This window comes from Streptomyces sp. AHU1 (assembly GCF_045343905.1).
Taxonomy (GTDB): domain Bacteria; phylum Actinomycetota; class Actinomycetes; order Streptomycetales; family Streptomycetaceae; genus Streptomyces; species Streptomyces triticiradicis.
In genome coordinates, this window is sequence record NZ_CP174283.1 from 5,170,909 (window position 1) to 5,193,436 (window position 22,528).

Annotated in this window: 18 protein-coding genes; 16 read left to right on the forward strand and 2 right to left on the reverse strand. The window is 69.4% G+C overall.

Annotation, left to right across the window (positions count from 1 at the left end; all coding sequences use genetic code 11):
* Positions 1 to 664 precede the first annotated feature (664 nt).
* Genes ACICHK_RS23140 through nuoN form a run of 14 tightly spaced genes read left to right on the forward strand, consistent with a single transcriptional unit; the run spans position 665 to position 16,618 of the window.
* Positions 665 to 1,024, forward strand: a complete 360-nt coding sequence (locus tag ACICHK_RS23140; protein WP_129307483.1) for an NADH-quinone oxidoreductase subunit A — start codon at positions 665 to 667, stop codon at positions 1,022 to 1,024.
* A 13-nt stretch (positions 1,025 to 1,037) separates the two neighbouring features.
* Positions 1,038 to 1,592, forward strand: a complete 555-nt coding sequence (locus ACICHK_RS23145) for an NADH-quinone oxidoreductase subunit B family protein (protein WP_003998928.1) — start codon at positions 1,038 to 1,040, stop codon at positions 1,590 to 1,592.
* Entirely contained in the window at positions 1,589 to 2,329 is a 741-nt protein-coding gene (locus ACICHK_RS23150) for an NADH-quinone oxidoreductase subunit C (protein WP_406838395.1), read from the forward strand. The genes ACICHK_RS23145 and ACICHK_RS23150 overlap by 4 nt, the downstream gene beginning before the upstream one ends.
* Positions 2,326 to 3,666, forward strand: a complete 1,341-nt coding sequence (locus tag ACICHK_RS23155) for an NADH-quinone oxidoreductase subunit D (RefSeq protein ID WP_151470669.1) — start codon at positions 2,326 to 2,328, stop codon at positions 3,664 to 3,666. Before ACICHK_RS23150 ends, ACICHK_RS23155 begins: the two co-directional genes overlap by 4 nt.
* 29 nt (positions 3,667 to 3,695) lie before the next feature.
* Entirely contained in the window at positions 3,696 to 4,505 is an 810-nt protein-coding gene (gene nuoE / locus ACICHK_RS23160) for an NADH-quinone oxidoreductase subunit NuoE (RefSeq protein WP_406841295.1), read from the forward strand.
* Entirely contained in the window at positions 4,502 to 5,854 is a 1,353-nt protein-coding gene (gene nuoF, locus ACICHK_RS23165) for an NADH-quinone oxidoreductase subunit NuoF (protein WP_406838396.1), read from the forward strand. The genes nuoE and nuoF overlap by 4 nt, the downstream gene beginning before the upstream one ends.
* On the forward strand, positions 5,851 to 8,355 hold the full coding sequence (locus ACICHK_RS23170; protein WP_406838397.1) for an NADH-quinone oxidoreductase subunit G: 2,505 nt from the start codon (positions 5,851 to 5,853) through the stop codon (positions 8,353 to 8,355). Before nuoF ends, ACICHK_RS23170 begins: the two co-directional genes overlap by 4 nt.
* Positions 8,352 to 9,725 carry an NADH-quinone oxidoreductase subunit NuoH gene (nuoH, locus tag ACICHK_RS23175; RefSeq protein ID WP_406838398.1) on the forward strand — a complete coding sequence of 458 codons (1,374 nt, stop codon included), beginning with the start codon at positions 8,352 to 8,354 and terminating at the stop codon, positions 9,723 to 9,725. The genes ACICHK_RS23170 and nuoH overlap by 4 nt, the downstream gene beginning before the upstream one ends.
* Positions 9,718 to 10,347 (forward strand): NADH-quinone oxidoreductase subunit NuoI, encoded by a 630-nt coding sequence (gene nuoI, locus ACICHK_RS23180; protein WP_103548329.1) that lies wholly within the window; start codon positions 9,718 to 9,720, stop codon positions 10,345 to 10,347. The genes nuoH and nuoI overlap by 8 nt, the downstream gene beginning before the upstream one ends.
* Entirely contained in the window at positions 10,344 to 11,162 is an 819-nt protein-coding gene (locus tag ACICHK_RS23185; protein WP_103548330.1) for an NADH-quinone oxidoreductase subunit J, read from the forward strand. The genes nuoI and ACICHK_RS23185 overlap by 4 nt, the downstream gene beginning before the upstream one ends.
* Complete coding sequence (gene nuoK / locus ACICHK_RS23190) at positions 11,159 to 11,458, forward strand: NADH-quinone oxidoreductase subunit NuoK (RefSeq protein WP_009190046.1); 300 nt, start codon at positions 11,159 to 11,161, stop codon at positions 11,456 to 11,458. The genes ACICHK_RS23185 and nuoK overlap by 4 nt, the downstream gene beginning before the upstream one ends.
* Before the next feature lie 14 nt (positions 11,459 to 11,472).
* Entirely contained in the window at positions 11,473 to 13,386 is a 1,914-nt protein-coding gene (gene nuoL / locus ACICHK_RS23195) for an NADH-quinone oxidoreductase subunit L (RefSeq protein WP_406838399.1), read from the forward strand.
* A 5-nt stretch (positions 13,387 to 13,391) separates the two neighbouring features.
* Positions 13,392 to 14,963, forward strand: coding sequence for an NADH-quinone oxidoreductase subunit M (locus ACICHK_RS23200; protein WP_151470664.1), 1,572 nt, complete (start codon positions 13,392 to 13,394; stop codon positions 14,961 to 14,963).
* Entirely contained in the window at positions 14,960 to 16,618 is a 1,659-nt protein-coding gene (gene nuoN / locus ACICHK_RS23205) for an NADH-quinone oxidoreductase subunit NuoN (RefSeq protein WP_406838400.1), read from the forward strand. Before ACICHK_RS23200 ends, nuoN begins: the two co-directional genes overlap by 4 nt.
* A 60-nt stretch (positions 16,619 to 16,678) precedes the next feature.
* On the opposite strand, the gene ACICHK_RS23210 is transcribed toward nuoN, so the two are convergent.
* Positions 16,679 to 17,314 (reverse strand): hypothetical protein, encoded by a 636-nt coding sequence (locus ACICHK_RS23210; protein WP_406838401.1) that lies wholly within the window; start codon positions 17,312 to 17,314, stop codon positions 16,679 to 16,681.
* A 290-nt stretch (positions 17,315 to 17,604) separates the two neighbouring features.
* Between ACICHK_RS23210 and recQ the strand changes: the two genes are divergently transcribed.
* Positions 17,605 to 19,614 (forward strand): DNA helicase RecQ, encoded by a 2,010-nt coding sequence (gene recQ, locus ACICHK_RS23215; protein ID WP_406841296.1) that lies wholly within the window; start codon positions 17,605 to 17,607, stop codon positions 19,612 to 19,614.
* Between the two features lie 77 nt (positions 19,615 to 19,691).
* On the opposite strand, the gene fahA is transcribed toward recQ, so the two are convergent.
* Entirely contained in the window at positions 19,692 to 20,921 is a 1,230-nt protein-coding gene (gene fahA, locus ACICHK_RS23220) for a fumarylacetoacetase (protein ID WP_406838402.1), read from the reverse strand.
* Between the two features lie 706 nt (positions 20,922 to 21,627).
* On the opposite strand from fahA, the gene ACICHK_RS23225 reads away from it, so the two are divergent.
* Entirely contained in the window at positions 21,628 to 22,437 is an 810-nt protein-coding gene (locus ACICHK_RS23225; protein ID WP_151470660.1) for an HAD family hydrolase, read from the forward strand.
* The last annotated feature ends 91 nt before the right edge of the window (positions 22,438 to 22,528 follow it).

The following is a 22,528-nucleotide window of genomic DNA, read 5'->3' on the forward strand; positions in this document are numbered from 1 at the left end:
CGTCACTCTTTATTGACGCCGTAACGGGCATTGCGGACACTGTCCATCAGGCCCGTGATCATGGCCTTTCAGTAATACGTCCGAATTGCCCGCCACCTACCACCGGTTGAAGAGGATGGCCAAGCCCGGCTTATCTGACCCATAGGTAGATGTGGCGCAGGTCACGGAACGGTCACCCTGGCGGCCGCGTCCCGCGCGTGAAGCCCGTCCTCTTCCGGGCCGCCCCCGCTCGTGAACGCGTGCACGTGTCCACATCGGTCCCCCCGGTCCCTCCGAAGTGTGAACGCGCCCCTCTATCAAGGGGGTGCGTCCAACGCCAATTTGCATGCGGAGGAAGTCTCTTGATATTGAGACGACCCTCCGGGCCTGCGGAGATGAACGAAAATGTCACGTCTGGTGATCGACCTGACGCTTCGCGTGTGAAGATCACCGCTCATCCGACTTCATGATCGTTCGTCAGGTGGTGGAGATCACAAAGCTAAGGGGATACCCCGTGTCGCAGATCACAGACCGCCAGGCATAAGATGCGAGGCAGTTGGGCTTGTGACCTGCTTCACATGTCCGCGATCTTCGCCGGGACGGGCGGTGTTCGCGGTGCTGGCGGGGCAGGGATGCGGGCCCGCCGAACGCCACCAGTCAGTGCCGACTGAGAGGAGCGAGGAGCGTGAACGCGTATGCGCCGATCCTCGTACTGGGAGCCCTCGGGGCAGGCTTTGCGATCTTCTCCGTGGTCATGGCCACGCTGATCGGTCCGAAGCGGTACAACCGCGCCAAGCTCGACGCGTACGAGTGCGGCATCGAGCCGACCCCCACGCCGGCCGGCGGCGGGCGTTTTCCCATCAAGTACTACCTGACGGCGATGCTCTTCATCGTCTTCGACATCGAGATCGTCTTCCTCTACCCCTGGGCCGTCACCTTCGACGCCCTGGGTGTTTTCGGGCTCGTGGAGATGCTGCTCTTCGTGCTCACCGTCTTCGTCGCCTACGCGTACGTATGGCGGCGCGGCGGCCTGGAATGGGACTGAGGGGCCTTTAAGCATGGGACTCGAAGAAAAGCTGCCGAGCGGATTCCTGCTGACGACCGTCGAGCAGGCCGCGGGCTGGGTGCGCAAGGCATCCGTCTTCCCTGCGACGTTCGGACTCGCCTGCTGTGCCATCGAGATGATGACGACCGGCGCCGGTCGCTACGACCTGGCGCGCTTCGGTATGGAGGTCTTCCGCGGGTCGCCCCGCCAGGCTGACCTGATGATCGTGGCCGGCCGGGTGAGCCAGAAGATGGCGCCGGTGCTGCGGCAGGTCTACGACCAGATGCCCAACCCCAAGTGGGTCATCTCCATGGGTGTTTGTGCGTCATCGGGCGGAATGTTCAACAACTACGCCATTGTGCAGGGAGTCGACCACATCGTCCCGGTCGACATCTATTTGCCCGGATGTCCGCCGCGGCCCGAGATGCTGATGGACGCGATCCTCAAGCTCCACCAGAAGATCCAGACCTCCAAGCTCGGTGTGAACGCGGAGGAAGCGGCCCGCGAGGCGGAGGAAGCGGCGCTCAAGGCGCTTCCCACCATCGAGATGAAGGGCCTGCTGCGGTGAGCGACGCGAACGGCAACGAGGTCAACCCCGAGAAGGACCTGAGCGCCTCCAACCTTCCCGGCCAGCGGGGCGACCGGGGCGAGGAGATCCGCGTCCAGCGCGGCATGTTCGGCGCCGACAACGGTGGCGACACCTCCGGCTACGGCGGCCTGGTCCGCTCGATCCGGCTGCCCGGCGCGGCCACCCGCCCCTACGGCGGCTGGTTCGACGAGGTGGCCGACGAGCTGGAGGGCGCCCTGGAGGAACAGGGACTCGTCCCCGAGAACGTCATCGACAAGACGGTCGTCGACCGCGACGAGATCACCTTCCACGTCGAACGCGAGTACCTGCTCCCCGTCGCCCGGACCCTGCGCGACGACCCGGCCCTCCGGTTCGAACTGTGCACCGGCGTCTCCGGCGTCCACCTCCCGCACGACAAGGGTCGCGAGCTGCACGCCGTCTACCACCTGCGCTCGATCACCCACAACCGGCTGATCCGGCTGGAGGTCAGCGCCCCGGACGCGGACCCGCACGTCCCCTCGCTCGTCACCGTCTATCCGACGAACGACTGGCACGAGCGCGAGGCGTACGACTTCTTCGGCCTGATCTTCGACGGCCATCCCGCGCTGACGCGGATCATGATGCCGGACGACTGGCAGGGCTTCCCGCAGCGCAAGGACTATCCCCTCGGCGGCATCCCCGTCGAGTACAAGGGCGCCCAGATCCCGGCTCCGGACCAGCGGAGGTCGTACTCATGAGCACGCAGACCCCTTCCGGGGCATCGGCCGCCTCGTCCCGCGAGACGACCGAGGGCACCGTATATACGGTCACCGGCGGCGACTGGGACGAGATCGCCCAGTCGGCGGCCAGGTCCGACGACGAGCGCATCATCGTCAACATGGGTCCGCAGCACCCGTCCACCCACGGCGTGCTCCGGCTCATCCTAGAGATCGACGGCGAGACGGTCACCGAGGCCCGCTGCGGCATCGGCTACCTCCACACCGGCATCGAGAAGAACCTCGAGTTCCGCACGTGGACCCAGGGCACCACGTTCGTGACGCGCATGGACTACCTGACGCCGTTCTTCAACGAGACGGCCTACTGTCTCGGCGTCGAGAAGCTCCTCGGGATCACCGATCAGATCCCCGACCGCGCCTCGATCATCCGGGTGCTCCTCATGGAGCTGAACCGGCTCTCCTCCCACCTGGTGTGCATCGCCACTGGCGGCATGGAGCTGGGCGCCACCACGATCATGATCTACGGCTTCCGCGACCGCGAGCTCATCCTCGACATCTACGAGCTGATCACGGGCCTGCGCATGAACCACGCGTTCGTCCGCCCCGGCGGACTCGCCCAGGACCTGCCCCCGGGCGCGGTGGACCAGATCCGCGAGTTCGTGAAGAAGATGACGAAGAACCTTCCCGAGTACGACAAGCTCGCCACCGGGAACCCCATCTTCAAGGCCCGCATGCAGGACGTCGGCTACCTCGACCTGGCCGGCTGCATGGCCCTCGGCGCCACCGGCCCCATCCTGCGCTCGGCCGGCCTGCCGCACGACCTGCGCAAGTCCCAGCCGTACTGCGGATACGAGACCTACGACTTCGAGGTCCCGACCGCCGACACCTGCGACTCCTACGGACGCTTCCTGATCCGCCTGGAGGAGATGCGCCAGTCGCTGCGGATCATCGAGCAGTGCCTGGACCGGCTGCAGCCCGGCCCGGTCATGGTCGCCGACAAGAAGATCGCCTGGCCCGCCCAGCTCGCGCTCGGCCCCGACGGTCTCGGCAACTCCCTCGACCACATCAAGAAGATCATGGGCACCTCCATGGAGGCCCTGATCCACCACTTCAAGCTGGTGACCGAGGGCTTCCGCGTGCCGCCGGGACAGGCGTACGCGGCGGTCGAGTCGCCCAAGGGCGAGCTCGGGGTGCACGTCGTCTCCGACGGAGGCACCCGCCCCTACCGGGTCCACTTCCGCGACCCGTCCTTCACCAACCTGCAGGCCATGGCGGCGATGTGCGAGGGCGGCCAGGTCGCCGACGTCATCGTCGCCGTCGCGTCCATCGACCCCGTGATGGGAGGCGTCGACCGGTGACCACCACCCCCGAGGGCGTCAGCCTGGGCATGCCCCAACTGCCCGCGCCCGACTACCCGGCCGACGTCCGGGCCCGGCTGGAGGCGGACGCGCGCGAGATCATCGCCCGCTACCCCGACTCCCGCTCGGCGCTCCTTCCGTTGCTGCACCTCGTGCAGTCGGAGGAGGGCCACGTCACGCGCACGGGACAGCGGTTCTGCGCGGAGGTCCTGGGCCTGACCACGGCCGAGGTCGCCGCCGTCGCGACCTTCTACTCGATGTACCGGCGCAAGCCGAGCGGTGACTACCAGGTGGGTGTCTGCACCAACACCCTGTGTGCCGTGATGGGTGGCGACGCCATCTTCGAGGCCCTTCAGGACCACCTGGGCGTCGGCAACGGGGAGACCACCGGTGACGGCAAGGTCACCCTGGAGCACATCGAGTGCAACGCGGCCTGCGACTTCGCGCCGGTCGTGATGGTCAACTGGGAGTTCTTCGACAACCAGACCGTGGACTCGGCCAAGCGTCTCGTCGACGACCTGCGCGCGGGCGCCGACGTCGACCCGACCCGCGGCGCCCGGCTGTGCACCTTCAAGGAGACCGCCCGGATCCTGGCCGGTTTCCCCGACGAGCGCGAGGGCGCGGTGGAGGCCGGCGGCAGCGCGGGCCACGCGTCACTGGTGGGGCTGCGCCTGGCCAAGGGGGAGGACGCCCCCGCGCGGGTGGTGCATCCGCGGGGCGAAGGAGCACCCCGGAACCAGCGGCCCGCCGAGCACCCGAGTTCGCACGACGCGCCGCAGGACACGTCGGCCTCCGACCCGTCCCACCCGGCGGGTCCTGTGGCAGAGGAGGGGGAGTGATGACCTTGGCAGCCGAGATCAACGAGACCAGTCCCGAAAAGCTGCTCGCACCCGTGCTGTCGGCCTTCTGGGACGAGGACCGGTCCTGGTCGCTGGACGTCTACCGAAGGCACGAGGGGTACGAGGGCCTGCGCAAGGCACTCGCCATGTCACCGGACGACCTGATCGCGTACGTCAAGGAGTCCGGGCTGCGGGGCCGCGGCGGAGCCGGCTTCCCGACCGGAATGAAATGGCAGTTCATTCCCCAGGGAGACGGCAAACCTCACTATCTAGTTGTCAACGCCGACGAATCGGAGCCGGGAACCTGCAAGGACATCCCGCTCCTCTTCGCGAACCCGCACAGCCTCATCGAGGGCATTGTGATCGCGTGCTACGCCATTCGGTCTTCGCATGCCTTCATCTATCTCCGCGGTGAAGTGGTCCCCGTACTGCGGCGGTTGCACGAGGCCGTACGTGAGGCCTACGCGGCGGGCTACCTCGGCGAGAACATCCTGGGCAGCGGGCTCGACCTCCAGCTCACCGTGCACGCGGGCGCGGGCGCGTACATCTGCGGTGAGGAGACCGCGCTGCTCGACTCGCTCGAAGGCCGCCGTGGTCAACCGCGGCTCCGTCCCCCTTTCCCTGCTGTCGCGGGCCTCTATGCGTGTCCGACTGTTGTGAATAACGTCGAGTCGATCGCGTCAGTTCCCGCAATTCTGCAAAAGGGCAAGGAATGGTTCAGGTCGATGGGCAGCGAGAAGTCCCCGGGCTTCACGCTGTACTCGCTCAGCGGCCATGTCGCCAGCCCCGGCCAGTACGAGGCACCGCTCGGCATCACCCTGCGTCAACTCCTCGACATGAGCGGCGGGATGCGCCCCGGCCACCGGCTGAAGTTCTGGACACCGGGCGGTTCCTCGACCCCGATGTTCACCGACGAACACCTCGACGTCCCTCTTGACTACGAAGGAGTGGGCGCCGCGGGTTCCATGCTCGGCACGAAAGCACTCCAGTGCTTCGACGAGACGACCTGCGTCGTACGCGCCGTCACCCGCTGGACCGAGTTCTACGCCCACGAGTCCTGCGGCAAGTGCACGCCCTGCCGCGAAGGAACGTACTGGCTCGTGCAGTTGCTGCGCGACATCGAGGCCGGCAAGGGCGTCATGTCCGACCTCGACAAGCTGAACGACATCGCCGACAACATCAACGGCAAGTCCTTCTGCGCCCTCGGCGACGGTGCCGCCTCGCCGATCTTCTCCTCGCTCAAGTACTTCCGCGAGGAGTACGAGCAGCACATCACGGGCCGCGGCTGCCCCTTCGACCCCGCCAGGTCCACGGCCTGGGCGGACAAGCACATGGAGGTGAACGCATGACAGTGACCACCAGCGCTCCCTCCGGAGGCGGGGAAGCGGCGGTCCCGCCGGAGGACCTCGTCTCGGTGACGATCGACGGCGTCGAGATGAGCGTGCCCAAGGGCACCCTGGTCATCCGGGCCGCCGAACAGCTCGGCATCGAGATCCCCCGGTTCTGCGACCACCCGCTCCTCGACCCGGCCGGCGCCTGCCGCCAGTGCATCGTCGAGGTCGAGGGCCAGCGCAAGCCCATGGCGTCCTGCACGATCACCTGTACGGACGGGATGGTCGTCAAGACTCAACTCACCTCCCAGGTGGCCGAGAAGGCACAGCACGGTGTGATGGAGCTGCTGCTCATCAACCACCCGCTGGACTGCCCGGTCTGTGACAAGGGAGGCGAGTGCCCCCTGCAGAACCAGGCGATGTCGCACGGCAACGCCGAGTCCCGCTTCGAGGGCAGGAAGCGGACCTACGAGAAGCCCGTTCCCATCTCCACACAGGTGCTCCTCGACCGCGAGCGGTGCGTGCTGTGCGCCCGCTGCACCCGCTTCTCGAACCAGATCGCGGGCGACCCCATGATCGAACTGGTCGAGCGGGGCGCGCTCCAGCAGGTCGGCACCGGTGACGGCGACCCGTTCGAGTCGTACTTCTCCGGCAACACGATCCAGATCTGCCCGGTGGGCGCGCTCACGTCGGCGGCCTACCGCTTCCGCTCGCGCCCCTTCGACCTCATCTCCTCGCACTCCGTGTGCGAGCACTGCTCCGGCGGCTGTGCGACGCGCACCGACCACCGGCGCGGCAAGGTCATGCGGCGCCTGGCGGCACCGGACGCCGAGGTCAACGAGGAATGGATCTGCGACAAGGGCCGGTTCGGGTTCCGGTACGCGCAGCAGCGCGACCGTCTCGACACCCCCCTGGTGCGCAACGCCGAGGGCGTCCTGGAGCCCGCTTCCTGGCCGGAGGCCCTTCAGGCCGCCGCCCAGGGGCTGACGGCGGCCCGCGGCCGGGCCGGTGTCCTCACCGGCGGCCGGCTCACCGTCGAGGACGCCTACGCGTACAGCAAGTTCGCGCGCGTGGCCCTCGACACGAACGACATCGACTTCCGCGCGCGCGTGCACAGCTCCGAGGAGGCCGACTTCCTGGCCGCCCGGGTCGCCGGACGCGGCCGGGACCTCGACCGTACGGGCGTCACGTACACCTCTTTGGAGAAGGCGCCCGCCGTCCTGCTGGTGGGCCTGGAGTCGGAGGAGGAGGCACCCGGCGTCTTCCTGCGGCTGCGCAAGGCCTGGCGCGGGCACGGGCAGAAGACCTTCTCCCTCGCCACGCACGCCACCCGCGGCCTGGAGAAGGCGGGCGGCACACTGCTGCCGGCCGCGCCCGGCACCGAGACCGAGTGGCTGGACGCGCTCGCGAGCGGCGTCGGCCTGGAGAGCGACGGCACCAAGGCCGCCGAGGCGCTGCGCGCCGAGGGCGCCGTGATCGTCGTCGGCGAGCGGCTGGCCGCCGTGGCGGGCGCCCTGACCGCCGCCGTGCGGACCGCCGCCGCCACCGGCGCCCACCTGGTGTGGATCCCGCGGCGGGCCGGGGAACGCGGGGCGATCGAGGCCGGCGCGCTTCCTTCGCTGCTGCCGGGCGGACGCCCGGCCACCGACCCGCGCGCGCGGGAGGAGGTCGCGGCCGCGTGGGGCGTCTCCGAACTCCCGCACCGCCACGGCCGTGACACCGGGCAGATCGTGGAGGCCGCCGCCGGCGGCGAACTGCGGGCCCTGGTGGTCGCGGGCGTGGAGGTCGCCGACCTTCCCGACCCGGCACGCGCGCGTGAGGCCCTGTCCGAGGTGGGCTTCCTGGTGTCGCTCGAACTGCGGCCCAGCGAGGTCACCGAGCACGCGGACGTCGTCCTTCCGGTCGCCGCGGTCGCCGAGAAGCCCGGAAGCTTCCTCAACTGGGAGGGCCGGGTCCGCTCCTTCGAGGCCGCCCTCAAGCCCGACCAGATGACCCGGCGCCTCGCGCCCGCCGACGCGCGCGTCCTGCAGATGCTGGCCGACGCCATGGACGTCCACCTCGGGCTGCCGGACCTGCGCACCGCGCGCGGGGAGATCGACCGGCTCGGCGCCTGGGACGGGCCGCGAGCCGGTGAGCCCGAGGAGACCGGGGTGCAGATGCCCCGGCCGGCCGCGGGCGAGGCCGTACTGGCCGGACACCGGCTGCTGCTCGACCAGGGGCGTCTCCAGGAGGGCGACAGCGCGCTCGCCGGGACGCGGCACGCCGCACGCGCGCGCGTGTCGGCCGCCACCGCCGCCGAGGCCGGGGTCAAGGACGGCGACGTCATCGCCGTGACCGGTCCCGCCGGAGCGGTCAAACTCCCCCTGCAGATCACCGAGATGCCCGACCGCGTGGTCTGGCTCCCGCTGAACTCGACCGGAGGGGGCGTCGCCTCCGACACCGGGGCGCTGCCCGGCGCACTCGTCCGCATCGGCCCGGCGACGACCGTCGCCGAGGCCCCCAAGGAGGTGGAGGCATGACGCCGTACCTCGCCGCTGAAGACCTCTCGATGTTCGGCCACGACCCCTGGTGGCTGGTCGTCGTCAAGGCGGTGTTCTGCTTCGCCTTCCTGATGGTGACCGTGCTCTTCTCCATCGTGTGGGAGCGCAAGGTCGTCGCCTGGATGCAGCTGCGCATCGGCCCCAACCGGCACGGGCCCTGGGGCATGCTCCAGTCGCTCGCCGACGGTGTGAAGCTGATGCTCAAGGAAGACGTCGTCGTCAAGCGCGCGGACAAGGTGGTCTACGTCCTCGCGCCGATCGTCGCGGCCGTCCCGGCCTTCATGGCGATCGCGGTGATCCCCTTCGGGCCCGCGGACAACGAGGTCTCGATCTTCGGCCAGCGCACCACGATGCAGCTCACCGACCTCCCGATCGCGATGCTCTACATCCTCGCGGTGGCCTCGGTGGGCATCTACGGGATCGTGCTCGCCGGCTGGAGCTCCGGATCCACCTATCCGCTGCTGGGCGGTCTGCGCTCCTGCGCCCAGATGATCTCGTACGAGATCGCCATGGGCGCCGCGTTCGCCTCGGTGTTCCTCTACTCCGGTTCGATGTCGACCTCGACGATCGTCGAGCAGCAGCAGGACCGCTGGTACATCCTCCTGCTCCCGGTCTCGTTCCTGATCTACGTCGTGACGATGATCGGCGAGACCAACCGGGCCCCCTTCGACATGCCGGAGTCCGAGGGCGACCTGGTCGGCGGTTTCAACACCGAGTACTCGTCCATCAAGTTCGCGCTCTTCATGCTCGCCGAGTACGTGAACATGGTGACGGTCTCGGCCGTGTCCACGACGCTCTTCCTGGGCGGCTGGCGGGCGCCGTGGCCGATCAGCAGCTTCTGGGAGGGCGCCAACCACGGCTGGTGGCCGATGCTCTGGTTCGTGGTGAAGGTGCAGCTGCTGCTGTTCTTCTTCATCTGGCTGCGCGGCACGCTGCCGCGCGTCCGCTACGACCAGCTGATGAAGCTCGGCTGGAAGGTGCTCATCCCGGTCTCCGTGGTCTGGCTGATGCTCGTCGCGACGGTGCGGACGCTGCGCAACGAGCACTACGGATTCTCGGACATCGCGCTGTACGTCGGCGGAGGCGTCCTCGCCCTCCTGCTGCTGTCGTTCGTGGCGGACATCTTCCGCGACAAGCGGGCCGAGGAGAAGACGCCCGCCGAGCCCGCCGCCTTCGACCCGATGGCCGGCGGATTCCCCGTGCCCCCGCTGCCCGGCCAGGAGCTGCCGCCGGTGCCGCGGCGCCGCCCGCGCCGCGAGCGGGAGCTGATTGTCAGTGGCGGATCCGATACTGCGAGTGATGGACCAGTCACCGGATCTCGTGACGGAAAGGAGGGGTCCGATGGCTGAGGAGCCGAAGGAGACCAAGCCCGGTTTCCAGAACCCCGTCGCCGGCTTCGGCGTGACCTTCAAGGCCATGTTCAAGAAGCGGCTGACCGAGCAGTACCCGGAACAGCAGAAGACCACCGCACCGCGGTTCCACGGCCGGCACCAGCTCAACCGCCATCCGGACGGCCTGGAGAAGTGCGTCGGCTGTGAGCTGTGCGCCTGGGCCTGTCCCGCGGACGCCATCTATGTGGAGGGCGCGGACAACACCGAGGAGGAGCGCTACTCCCCGGGCGAGCGCTACGGCCGCGTCTACCAGATCAACTACGCCCGCTGCATCCTGTGCGGCCTGTGCATCGAGGCGTGCCCCACGCGCGCGCTGACGATGACGAACGAGTTCGAACTCGCGGACAGCAGCCGCGCCAACCTCATCTACACCAAGGAGCAGCTGCTCGCCGGACTCCAGGAAGGCATGGTCGACACACCGCACTCGATCTTCCCCGGCACGGACGAGCAGGACTACTACCGGGGTCTGGTGACCGAGGCGGCGCCCGGCACCGAGCGCCAGGTGGCCGTCTCCAAGGGCGAGTTGCACCCCTCGGCGAGCCCGTCGGGCACGTCTGCCGGAGAGGGGGCGGAGGCATGACCGCCAACCTGGCCGCGTACTCCACCTCCACCGGGGAGGCCTTCCAGTTCTGGGTCCTCGGCACCGTCGCGGTGATCGGCGCCCTGTGCACCGTCTTCATGAGGAAGGCCGTGCACAGCGCGTTGTGCCTCGCCGGGACCATGATCGTCCTGGCGGTGTTCTACCTCGCCAACGGCGCCTACTTCCTGGGTATCGTCCAGATCGTCGTCTACACCGGCGCGATCATGATGCTGTTCCTCTTCGTCGTCATGCTCGTCGGTGTCACCGCGGCGGACTCGCTGAAGGAGACCATCAAGGGGCAGCGCTGGCTGGCCCTGCTCTGCGGACTCGGCTTCGGCATCCTGCTGTTCGCCGGCATCGGCAACGCGTCCGTCCAGGACTTCGACGGCCTGGCGAAGGCGAACGCGAACGGCAACGTGGAGGGCCTCGCCGCCCTCATCTTCACGAAGTACGTCTTCGCCTTCGAGATCACCGGCGCCCTGCTCATCACGGCCACCATCGGCGCCATGGTGCTCACCCACCGCGAGCGCACCGAGCGGGCCCGGACCCAGCGCGAACTGTCCGAGCAGCGGGTGCGCGAGGGCAAGCACGTCCCGCCGCTGCCGGCGCCGGGTGTCTACGCCCGGCACAACGCGGTGGACATCGCGGGCCTGCTGCCCGACGGCACCCCGTCCGAGCTGACCGTCAGCAAGACGCTGCGCGACCGCGGGCAGATCCGTGACGTGTCGGCCGACGCGCTGAAGGACCTCAAGGCGCTGGAGCAGCGTGCCGAGGAGCGCCTGGAGCGCACGAAGCCGGAGGAGGCGTCCAAGTGAATCCGGTCAACTACCTCTACCTCGCCGCTCTGTTGTTCACGATCGGCGCCACCGGTGTCCTGATCAGACGGAACGCGATCGTGGTGTTCATGTGCATCGAGCTCATGCTCAACGCCTGCAACCTCGCCTTCGTCGTCTTCTCCCGGATGCACGGCAACCTCGACGGCCAGATCATCGCCTTCTTCACGATGGTCGTCGCCGCCGCGGAGGTCGTGGTCGGGCTAGCGATCATCGTGTCGCTGTTCCGTTCCCGCCACTCGGCCTCGGTCGACGACGCCAGCCTGATGAAGCTGTAAGGGGTCGCTGAATCGTGGAGAACCTGATTGCGCTGCTCATCGCGGCGCCTCTGCTCGGAGCGGCCGTACTGCTGTGCGGCGGACGGCGGCTGGACGCCGTCGGCCAGTGGATCGGAACCGTGCTCGCGGCCGCCTCCTTCGTGATCGCCGTCGTGCTCTTCGCCGACATGCTGGGGAAGAGCCCGGAGGACCGGACGTTCACCCAGCATCTGTACAGCTGGATCGCCGTCGGGAACTTCCGGGCGGACGTCGGCTTCCAGCTCGACCAGCTGTCGATGACGTTCGTCCTGCTGATCACCGGCGTCGGCTCGCTGATCCACGTGTACTCGATCGGGTACATGGAGCACGACGAGCGCCGCCGCCGCTTCTTCGGCTATCTGAACCTGTTCCTGGCGGCGATGCTGCTGCTCGTCCTCGCCGACAACTACCTCCTGCTGTACGTCGGCTGGGAGGGCGTCGGTCTCGCCTCGTACCTGCTGATCGGCTTCTGGCAGCACAAGCCCAGCGCCGCCACCGCCGCCAAGAAGGCCTTCCTGGTCAACCGCGTCGGCGACATGGGCCTGTCCATCGCCATCATGCTGATGTTCACGACCTTCGGGACCTTCGCCTTCGGGCCGCTGCTCGGCACCGAGGGGCACTCCGGGATCGCCGGGGACGCCACCGAGGGCAAGCTCACGGCCATCGCGCTAATGCTGCTGCTCGCCGCCTGCGGCAAGTCGGCCCAGGTGCCGCTGCAGTCCTGGCTCGGTGACGCGATGGAGGGCCCGACCCCGGTCTCGGCCCTCATCCACGCCGCCACCATGGTGACCGCGGGCGTGTACCTGATCGTGCGCTCGGCCGCCGTCTTCAACGCGGCACCGGACGCCCAGCTCGTCGTCACCGTCGTGGGCGGCGTCACGCTCCTGTTCGGTGCGATCGTCGGTTGCGCGAAGGACGACATCAAGAAGGCCCTCGCCGGTTCGACGATGTCGCAGATCGGCTACATGGTGCTGGCGGCCGGCCTCGGCCCCATCGGCTACGTCTTCGCGATCATGCACCTGGTGACGCACGGCTTCTTCAAGGCCGGGCTCTTCCTCGGCGCCGGTTCGGTCATGCACGGCATGAACGACGAGGTCGACATGAGGAAGTTCGGCGGCCTCAGGAAGTACATGCCGGTCACGTTCGTGACCTTCGGCCTCGGCTATCTCGCGATCATCGGCTTCCCGGGCCTGTCCGGCTTCTTCTCCAAGGACAAGATCATCGAGGCGGCCTTCGCCAAGGGCGGCACCGAGGGCTGGATCCTCGGCGGCGTGGCCCTGCTGGGCGCCGCGATCACCGCGTACTACATGACGCGCGTGATGATCATGACCTTCTTCGGGGAGAAGCGCTGGCAGCCGGACGCGGAGGGCCACGACCCGCACCCGCACGAGTCGCCGAGCTCCATGACGATCCCGATGATCGTGCTGGCCTTCGGGTCGGTGTTCGCGGGCGGCTTCTTCAGCATTGGCGACCGCTTCCTGCACTGGCTGGAGCCGGTCACCGGCCACTCGGAGGGCGACTCGCCCGTGAGCGCCCTCACGGTCACCGCGGCCACCATGGTCCTCCTGGTCGTCGGCGCCGGCATCGCCTACCTCCAGTACGGACGCAGCCCGGTCCCGGTCACCGCCCCGCGCGGCTCCCTGCTCACCCGCGCCGCCCGGCGCGACCTGTACCAGGACGACTTCAACCACGTCGTGCTGGTCCGCGGCGGTGAGCACCTCACCCGCTCCCTGGTGTACGTCGACCACACCCTGGTCGACGGAGTCGTCAACGGGACGGCGGCCTCGGTGGGCGGCCTCTCCGGACGGCTGCGCAAGCTGCAGAACGGCTATGCGCGCAGTTACGCGGTCTCGATGTTCGGCGGCGCGGCGATCCTCGTCGCCGCGACCCTGCTGATGAGGGCGGTCTGATACCGATGTCCTTTCCCCTCCTGACAGCGACGGCGGTGCTCCCGGCCCTCGGGGCGATCGCCACGGCCGCCGTGCCGGCCGCGCAGCGCGTCGCGGCCAAATGGCTGGCGCTGCTCGTCTCCCTCGGCACGCTGGCGCTCGCCGCGGTCACCCTGGTGCGTTTCGACCCCGACGGCGCCCGTTACCAGCTCACCGAATCCCACGCCTGGATCCCGGACTTCGGGGTGCGCTACCAACTGGGCGTGGACGGCATCGGGGTGGCGCTCGTCGCGCTCACCGCGCTGCTGATCCCGTTCGTGATCCTCGCGGGCTGGCACGACGCCGACCCGATGGAGACCGGAAGCAGGCGCTGGCGTCCGACCCAGGGCTTCTTCGCCCTGATCCTGGCCGTCGAGGCGATGGTGATCATCTCCTTCGAGGCCACCGACGTCTTCCTCTTCTACATCTTCTTCGAAGCCATGCTGATCCCGATGTACTTCCTCATCGGCGGCTTCGGGGACCGTGCCCACGAGCACGGCGACGAGGCGGCGGCGACGCAGCGCTCGTACGCCGCGGTGAAGTTCCTGCTCTACAACCTGGTCGGCGGCCTGATCATGCTGGCCGCCGTGATCGGCCTCTACGTGGTGGCCGGGAGCTTCTCGCTCCAGGAGATCGTCCACGCGCGGGCCGACGGCTCGCTGCACATGGCGACCAGCACCGAGCGGTGGCTGTTCCTCGGCTTCTTCTTCGCCTTCGCGGTGAAGGCGCCGCTGTGGCCGCTGCACACCTGGCTGCCCAACGCCATGGGCGAGGCCACCGCGCCGGTCGCCGTGCTGATCACCGCGGTCGTCGACAAGGTCGGCACCTTCGCGATGCTCCGCTTCTGCCTCCAGCTCTTCCCGGAGGCGAGCAAGTGGGCGACGCCCGCGATCCTCGTCCTGGCGCTGATCAGCATCGTCTACGGAGCACTGCTCGCGGTCGGACAGCGGGACATCAAGCGGCTGGTCGCGTACGCGTCGATCTCGCACTTCGGGTTCATCATCCTGGGCATCTTCGCGTTGACCACGCAGGGCCAGTCGGGCGCGACGCTCTACATGGTCAACCACGGGATCTCGACCGCCGCCCTGATGCTGGTGGCCGGCTTCCTGATCTCGCGGCGCGGCTCGCGTCTGATCGCCGACTACGGAGGGGTGCAGAAGGTCGCCCCGGTGCTCGCGGGCACCTTCCTGATCGGTGGCCTCGCGACGCTGTCGCTCCCGGGGCTCGCGCCCTTCGTGAGTGAATTCCTGGTCCTGGTCGGCACGTTCACGCGCTATCCGGTGGCCGGCATCATCGCCACCTTCGGCATCGTCCTCGCCGCGCTCTACACCCTCGTCCTCTACCAGCGGACGATGACGGGCCCGGTCAAGGCCGAGGTGGCCGAGATGCCGGACCTCAGGGTGCGCGAGCTCCTGGTGGTCGCCCCGCTGATCGCCCTGCTGATCTTCCTGGGCGTCTACCCGAAGCCGATCACCGACATCGTCAACCCGGCGGTCAAGCAGACCATGTCAGACGTCCAGAAGACGGACCCCCAGCCCGAGGTGGAGGCGGCCAAGTGAGCGCATCAGCCGTCCACAGCCTGTGGACAACAGCGGCAACCGCGGCCGAGCCGATCTCCAAGATCGACGCACCGAAGATCGAGTACGCGCAGTTGTCGCCCACTCTGATCGTCATCGGCGCGGCGGTCGTCGGGGTCCTGGTCGAGGCCTTCGTGCCGCGCAAGTCCCGTTACTACGCGCAGGTGTTCGTCGCCGTCGTCGCACTGACCGCGGCCTTCTCCGCGGTCGTCGCCCTCGCGGCGAGCGGATACGGCACCACGAAGGCGCACATCGCGGCGATGGGCGCGATCGCGGTCGACGGACCGGCCCTGTTCCTCCAGGGCACGATCCTGCTCGCCGGAATCCTCGGCGTCTTCACCTTCGCCGAGCGGCGCCTGGACCCCGAGGCACACGGAAACCGGGTCGACGCGTTCGCCGCGCAGGCCTCGTCGGTGCCCGGCAGCGACAGCGAGAAGGCCGCGGTGAAGGCCGGATTCACCACCACCGAGGTGTTCCCGCTGCTGCTCTTCGCCATCAGCGGCATGCTGGTCTTCCCCTCGGCCAATGACCTGCTGACCCTGTTCGTCGCGCTGGAGGTCTTCTCCCTGCCGCTGTACCTCCTGTGCGCCGTGGCCCGCCGCAAGCGGCTCATGTCGCAGGAGGCGGCGGTCAAGTACTTCCTCCTCGGCGCCTTCGCCTCCGCGTTCACGCTCTTCGGCATCGCCCTGCTGTACGGCTACGCGGGCTCGGTGTCGTACGCGACGATCGCGCACGTCGTCGACGGCACGGTCACGAACGTCGACCCGGCCCTCGCCGGCACCATGGGCAACGACGTGCTGCTGCTCATGGGCATGGCCCTGGTCGTCATGGGCCTGCTCTTCAAGGTCGGCGCGGTGCCCTTCCACATGTGGACGCCCGACGTCTACCAGGGCGCGCCGACCCCGGTCACCGGCTTCATGGCGGCGGCGACCAAGGTGGCGGCGTTCGGCGCGCTGCTGCGCCTGCTGTACGTCGTCCTGCCGGGTATGCGCTGGGACTGGCGGCCGGTCATGTGGGCCGTGGCGATCGTCACCATGCTGGGCGGCGCGATCGTCGCGATCACCCAGACCGACATCAAGCGGCTCCTGGCGTACTCGTCGATCGCCCACGCCGGATTCATCCTCGCGGGCGTCATCGCGACCTCGCCGGACGGCGTCTCGTCGGTCCTCTTCTACCTCGGCGCGTACTCCTTCGTCACGATCGGTGCCTTCGCCGTCGTCACGCTCGTACGGGACGCGGGCGGAGAGGCCACGCACCTGTCCAAGTGGGCGGGGCTCGGACGCAGGTCCCCGCTGGTGGCCGCGGTGTTCGCGGTCTTCCTGCTGGCCTTCGCCGGCATCCCGCTCACCTCGGGATTCGCCGGAAAGTTCGCCGTGTTCAGGGCGGCGGCCGAGGGCGGCGCGGGCGTGCTGGTCGTGATCGGTGTGATCTCCTCGGCGATCGCGGCGTTCTTCTACATCCGCGTGATCGTGCTGATGTTCTTCAGCGAGCCGAAGCCCGACGGGCCGACGGTCGCCGTGCCGTCGCCGCTGACGATGACGGCGATCGCGGCGGGCGTGGCGGTCACGCTGGTGCTCGGTGTGGCACCGCAGTACTTCCTGAACCTGGCGAGCCAGGCCGGGGTCTTCGTGCGCTGAGCAGAGCCCCGCGCGGTCTCGGGCCCCGCCCCCTTCGGGGGAGCGGGGCCCGAGCCGTTCTCAGCGGGCGGCGCGAGCCTTGCCCGTGGACCCGGTGTGCGCGGCGGACGACGGGCCGGTGTGCGCCGTCGACGACGCGCCGGTGTGGGCCGGAGCGGCCGGGCACTTCACCCTGGGGTTCCAGCGGTCGAACAGCCCGTTGGGGTTCTGCTTCCAGAGCCAGACGTGCAGGTCGTAGTGGATCGGCATGCCCGGGTAGTGACCCGGCATCGGACCGTCGAACTTCTGGCCGCCGAACATCGACGGCCGGTCCTTGCTGGTCTTCAGGTTCTGGTCGGAGTCCAGCACGATCCACTCGACCCCGGCCAGCCGGCGCCTTCCGTCCTTGCCGTCCTCGAAGAGGAGGGCCGCGGGCTTCGCCGGATCGAGCGAGCCGTAGCGGGACTCGTTGAAGTAGTGGTAGCCCATGCTGCCGTGCCCCGCGGGGTCCGAGGAGCACTGGTGGGGGACGTATCCGTCGGCGAGGGCGACCTTCTCGTCGCGGTACTTGACGCTGGCCAGGTACGCCTTGACCAGATCCCGCATGGCCTTCGGATCGGCCGGGCGGTCCGCGGCAGGGGCGGGACCCGCGGCCAGGGCGAGCGACGCGGCGGTGGCCACGAGGGTGACGGCGGTCCTGAGGGGACGCTGGGGCATGCGAGGACTCCTAGAGACACGAGAGAGGCGTACGGACTGCACGGGTCCGTCGGCTGCGGGCCCCCTCCTCCCGCCCGAGCAGCATGGCCCTCGGCGCCGAAACGCCGCCATACGAGCGGGGCCAACGGGTTGAACCCGGCCGGGGCGCGCCGTGCAGGGGAGTGAGCCGGGGCGGGCGCCGGTACGTAGGGAAGCCGGTCCCTCGCAGCCTGTGGACAACTCTCGGACTGTCGGCGCGGACCCCTATCGTGGACGCAGTGGTCGAGGGGCGACGTACGGGGGACAGGACGATGGGCGGGACGGGTGTGATGACCGGAGCGGACGTGACGGAGAAGCTGGGTGGGAGCGAGGCACTGGCCACCCTCCACCGGGTCTTCGGGTACGACGCCTTCCGCGGCGAGCAGGAAGCGATCATCGAGCACGTGGTGGCGGGCGGTGACGCCGTCGTCCTGATGCCGACCGGTGGCGGAAAGTCCCTCTGCTACCAGATCCCTTCCCTGGTCAGACCGGGCACGGGCGTCGTGATCTCCCCGCTCATCGCGCTCATGCAGGACCAGGTGGACGCGCTGCGGGCACTGGGCGTGCGCGCCGGGTTCATGAACTCCACGCAAGACTTCGACGAGCGGCGCGTGGTCGAGGCGGAGTTCCTGACCGGAGAGCTCGACCTGCTCTACCTGGCCCCCGAGCGGCTGCGTCTCGACAGCACGCTGGACCTGCTGTCCCGCGGGAAGATCTCCGTCTTCGCGATCGACGAGGCCCACTGCGTGGCCCAGTGGGGCCACGACTTCCGTCCCGACTACCTGGCGCTCTCGCTGCTCGGCGAACGCTGGCCGGACGTCCCGCGCATCGCGCTGACGGCCACGGCCACGCGCGCGACGCACAGGGAGATCACCCAGCGCCTGGGCATGCCCGCGGCCCGCCACTTCGAGGCGAGCTTCGACCGGCCCAACATCCAGTACCGGATCGTCCCCAAGGCCGACCCGAAGAAGCAGCTGCTGTCCTTCCTGCGCGAGGAACACGCGGGCGACGCGGGCATCGTGTACTGCCTCTCGCGCAACTCCGTCGAGAAGACCGCCGAGTTCCTCTCCCGCAACGGCATCGAGGCGGTGCCGTACCACGCGGGCCTGGAGCCGGGCACCCGTGCCGCGCACCAGTCCCGCTTCCTGCGGGAGGAAGGCCTCGTGGTGGTCGCCACGATCGCCTTCGGCATGGGCATCGACAAGCCGGACGTCCGGTTCGTCGCCCACCTCGACCTGCCGAAGTCGGTCGAGGGCTACTACCAGGAGACGGGGCGCGCCGGCCGTGACGGACTTCCCTCCACGGCCTGGATGGCCTACGGCCTTCAGGACGTGGTCCAGCAGCGCAAGCTGATCCAGGGCTCGGAGGGCGACGAGGCGTTCAGACGCCGGGCCGCCTCCCATCTGGACTCGATGCTCGCCCTGTGCGAGACGGCACAGTGCCGGCGCTCACAGCTCCTGGCCTACTTCGGCCAGGACCCCGACACCCCGGCCTGCGGCAACTGCGACACCTGCCTGACGCCCCCGGAGACCTGGGACGGCACGGTCGCGGCGCAGAAGCTGCTGTCCACGGTGGTGCGCCTCCAGCGCGAGCGGGGACAGAAGTTCGGCGCGGGCCAGATCGTCGACATCCTGCTGGGGCGCAAGACCGCCAAGGTGATCCAGTTCGACCATGACCAGCTGTCCGTCTTCGGCATCGGCGAGGAGCTGGCGGAGTCCGAATGGCGCAGTGTCGTACGGCAGTTGCTGGCCCAGGGGCTGATCGCGGTCGAGGGCGAGTACGGCACGCTGGTGCTGACCGAGGCGAGCGGCACCGTGCTGCGGCGCGAGCGCGACGTGCCGCTGCGCAAGGAGCCGCCGAAGCCGACCGCGTCCCGGTCGTCGGCGTCCAAGGGTGAGCGCAAGACCAAGGCGGCGGCGGCCGAGCTGCCCGCCGAGCTCGTTCCCGCGTTCGAGGCGCTGCGCGCCTGGCGCGGCGAGCGGGCACGGGAGCAGGGGGTCCCGGCGTACGTCATCTTCCACGACGCCACGCTGCGGGAGATCGCCACGGTGTGGCCCACCTCCGTGAAGGACCTGGGCGGCATCAGCGGAGTGGGCGAGAAGAAGCTGGCCACGTACGGAGAGGGCGTCATCGGGGTGCTCGCCTCGCTGGGCGGCGGCACGTCCGAGGAGCCGCCCACCGGCGGCGGATCCGGGGCCGCACCGGTTCCGGCGGCCGCCGCGGGACCGGACCCGGACTGGCCCGAGCTGGACCAGGAGCCGGAGCCCGAGGACTGGATGTAGCGGGAGCCGTCGCGGGGCACGGTGGCCAGGGCCCTGGCCACCGTGACACGGACCGTCCCGTACCCCGCTGAAGAGGGCTACGGGGTGACGGCCGGGGTGATGCGGCCCCGGACCTCGCCGAGGCCCACCCGGGTGCCGCCCGGGCCGGGAGCCCAGGCCGTCAGGGTGACCTCGTCGCCGTCCTCGAGGAACGTGCGCTTGCCGTCGGGGAGTTCGAGGGCGTCGCGTCCGTTCCAGGTGAGTTCGAGCAGGGAGCCGCGCTCGCCCTCGGAGGCGCCGCTGACGGTCCCGGAGCCGTAGAGGTCGCCGGTGCGCAGGGAGGCGCCGTTGACCGTCATGTGGGCCAGCTGCTGGGCGGCCGTCCAGTACATGGTGGAGAAGGGGGGCTCGGAGACGACGTGGCCGTTGATGGCCACGGAGATCCGGAGGTCGTAGCCGCCCGGTTCCTCGGAGGCGTCTTCGAGATAGGGGAGAAGGGGGTGCGTACGGACGGGCGGGGCCACGAGGGCGTCGTCCAGGGCGTCGAGCGGGGTGATCCACGCCGACACGGACGTGGCGAAGGACTTGCCGAGGAAGGGACCGAGCGGGACGTACTCCCAGGCCTGGATGTCGCGCGCCGACCAGTCGTTGAGCAGGCAGAGGCCGAAGACGTGGTCGCGGTAGTCACCGAGGGGCACCGGTCGGCCATGTTCCGAGGGGGTGCCGACCACGAAGCCGACCTCCGCCTCGATGTCCAGGCGGATCGAGGGACCGAAGACCGGGGCGGCGTCGGCGGGTGCCTTGCGCTGGCCCGACGGGCGCACGACATCGGTGCCGGAGACCACGACCGTGCCGGAGCGGCCGTGATAGCCGATCGGCAGGTGCTTCCAGTTGGGCGTGAGGGAATCGGCGGCGTCGGGGCGGAAGATCTGGCCGACGTTCCGGGCGTGGTTCTCGGAGGCGTAGAAGTCGACATAGTCCGCGACGGTGAACGGGAGGTGCAGCGTCACGTCGGAGAGCGGGTGGAAATGGGGGGCGAGGGTCTCCCGGTGGGCGGGGACGGTCACCCAGGCCGTCAGCGCGCGCCGGACGTCCGACCATGCGGTGCGGCCGGCCGCGAGCAGCGGGTCGAGGGTCGGCTGGGCGAGCAGCCCGGCGTAGGGGGAGCCGAGCGCGTGGGCGGCGGCGCCCGCGTCGAGCACATGGTCGCCGAGCCGTACGCCGACGCGTCGCTCGGGGGCGCCGGCCGGGTCGGTCAGGGAGAACACGCCGTACGGCAGGTTGTGCGGGCCGAAGGGATCGCCCTCGGGGACATCGAAGGGGGGCATCGGTTGGTGCCTCGCTTTCGGATTCGTACTCGCCATGTGGTGCATGTGTTCCACGCGTTTTATGTGGTCGGGGCCCACGTTACGGGGGAGTGCCCCTGCCGTGGCAGAGCCTAAAGGGTTTGCGATGTCCGTATTGTCCTTGTCGGGTTCGGTAATTCCGGCTTGGTGTCGTTCGGGGGTGGCGGGAGGGCGAGGGGGAAGGGGGAGGGCCCCGGGAGGGGCCTCAAGGGCAGGTTCTCCGGAGGCGGGAGCTTCCGGGTGTGCGCCGGTCGACGCCGGCCGGGACCTTTCAGGCCGCCTCGCGTGCACGGCCGTGCCTTTGGCCGTTTCCTCGATCGTGCTCCCGGTCACGCCGTCGGATCGGCAGGTCGTGTCCGGACTTCCCTCTATCGCGCCGGAGTTGGAGCTGGCGGGCTCAATGGCGCTGTCCCGTACCGCACTTGTCGAGGCTTGCCGATGATGACTGCCCCGACCTGCGTCCGTGCCCAGGTGGCTCGTCGGCGAGTTGCCTTTGTTCCAGGGGGCGTTGGGGTGTTGTGGTCGGTCGTGTGCGGGAAAGTCGGTGTGGGCGGAAGCGGAGCCTGGGTGATCCAAAGCGGTCGCAACGCGCTTACCACCGTGCGGTGAACGGCGTTGCTGACGGGATACCGGACGTCGTCCGGTTCAGGCCGGGCCGATGGGTCGTTCGATCCGTATTCTTCGGATCATGGCCGCTCCGACTGCATATTCACTCATCGCCACTGACCTGGACGGAACGCTGCTGCGCGGCGACGACACGCTCTCCGACCGGACACGCGCCGCGTTGGCGAAGGTGACCGGGGCGGGCGTCCGGCATCTCGTGGTCACGGGCCGCCCCGCACCGCGCGTGCGACCGCTTCTCGACGAACTCGGCGGTGAGGGGCTGGCGGTGTGCGGGCAGGGGGCGCAGCTGTACGACGCCGGCGCGGACCGGATGCTGTGGTCGGTGACCCTGGACAGGGAACTGGCGGAGACGGCGCTCGGCAAGATCGAGGCGGAGGTCGGGCTGCTGTACGCGGCGGTCGACCAGGACGGCGTGGACGGGCTCACGCTCATCGAGCCGGGGTACGTGATGCCGCATCCCACGCTGCCGGCGGTGCGGGTGCCGCGCCGGGACGACCTCTGGGCGGAGCCGATCAGCAAGGTGTTGCTCCGCCACCCGTCCATGTCCGACGACGAGTTGGCGGCAACGGCGCGGGGGGTGGTCGGTTCGCTGGCGACGGTCACCATGTCCGGGCCCGGCACCGTCGAACTCCAGCCATGCGGGGTGACCAAGGCGACGGGCCTCGCTCTCGCCGCGGCGCACCTCGGGCTCACCCCCTGCGCGACGCTCGCCTTCGGTGACATGCCCAACGACATCCCGATGTTCGACTGGGCCGCCCGGGGCGTGGCCATGGCCAACGCCCACCCGGAGCTGAAGGCGGTGGCCGACGAGGTCACCCTGTCGAACGAGGACGACGGCATCGCGGTGGTCCTGGAGCGCGTCTTCGACTTCTAGCCACGTCGACGCACCCGCCGACGCACCCGCCGACGCACCCGCCGACGGGCCCGGAGGGCGCCGTCGGCGGGTGAGGGGGGAAGTCGGGGGT

Bases quoted from the DNA above. Each gene is read 5' to 3' on its own strand.
- ACICHK_RS23145 (WP_003998928.1), top strand. From the start codon at position 1,038: ATGGGACTCGAAGAAAAGCTGCCGAGCGGATTCCTGCTGACGACCGTC.
- ACICHK_RS23155 (WP_151470669.1), top strand. From the start codon at position 2,326: ATGAGCACGCAGACCCCTTCCGGGGCATCGGCCGCCTCGTCCCGCGAG.
- nuoE (WP_406841295.1), top strand. From the start codon at position 3,696: ATGCCCCAACTGCCCGCGCCCGACTACCCGGCCGACGTCCGGGCCCGG.
- ACICHK_RS23170 (WP_406838397.1), top strand. From the start codon at position 5,851: ATGACAGTGACCACCAGCGCTCCCTCCGGAGGCGGGGAAGCGGCGGTC.
- nuoH (WP_406838398.1), top strand. From the start codon at position 8,352: ATGACGCCGTACCTCGCCGCTGAAGACCTCTCGATGTTCGGCCACGAC.
- nuoI (WP_103548329.1), top strand. From the start codon at position 9,718: ATGGCTGAGGAGCCGAAGGAGACCAAGCCCGGTTTCCAGAACCCCGTC.
- ACICHK_RS23185 (WP_103548330.1), top strand. From the start codon at position 10,344: ATGACCGCCAACCTGGCCGCGTACTCCACCTCCACCGGGGAGGCCTTC.
- ACICHK_RS23200 (WP_151470664.1), top strand. From the start codon at position 13,392: ATGTCCTTTCCCCTCCTGACAGCGACGGCGGTGCTCCCGGCCCTCGGG.
- ACICHK_RS23210 (WP_406838401.1), bottom strand. From the start codon at position 17,314: ATGCCCCAGCGTCCCCTCAGGACCGCCGTCACCCTCGTGGCCACCGCC.
- recQ (WP_406841296.1), top strand. From the start codon at position 17,605: ATGGGCGGGACGGGTGTGATGACCGGAGCGGACGTGACGGAGAAGCTG.
- fahA (WP_406838402.1), bottom strand. From the start codon at position 20,921: ATGCCCCCCTTCGATGTCCCCGAGGGCGATCCCTTCGGCCCGCACAAC.
- ACICHK_RS23225 (WP_151470660.1), top strand. From the start codon at position 21,628: ATGGCCGCTCCGACTGCATATTCACTCATCGCCACTGACCTGGACGGA.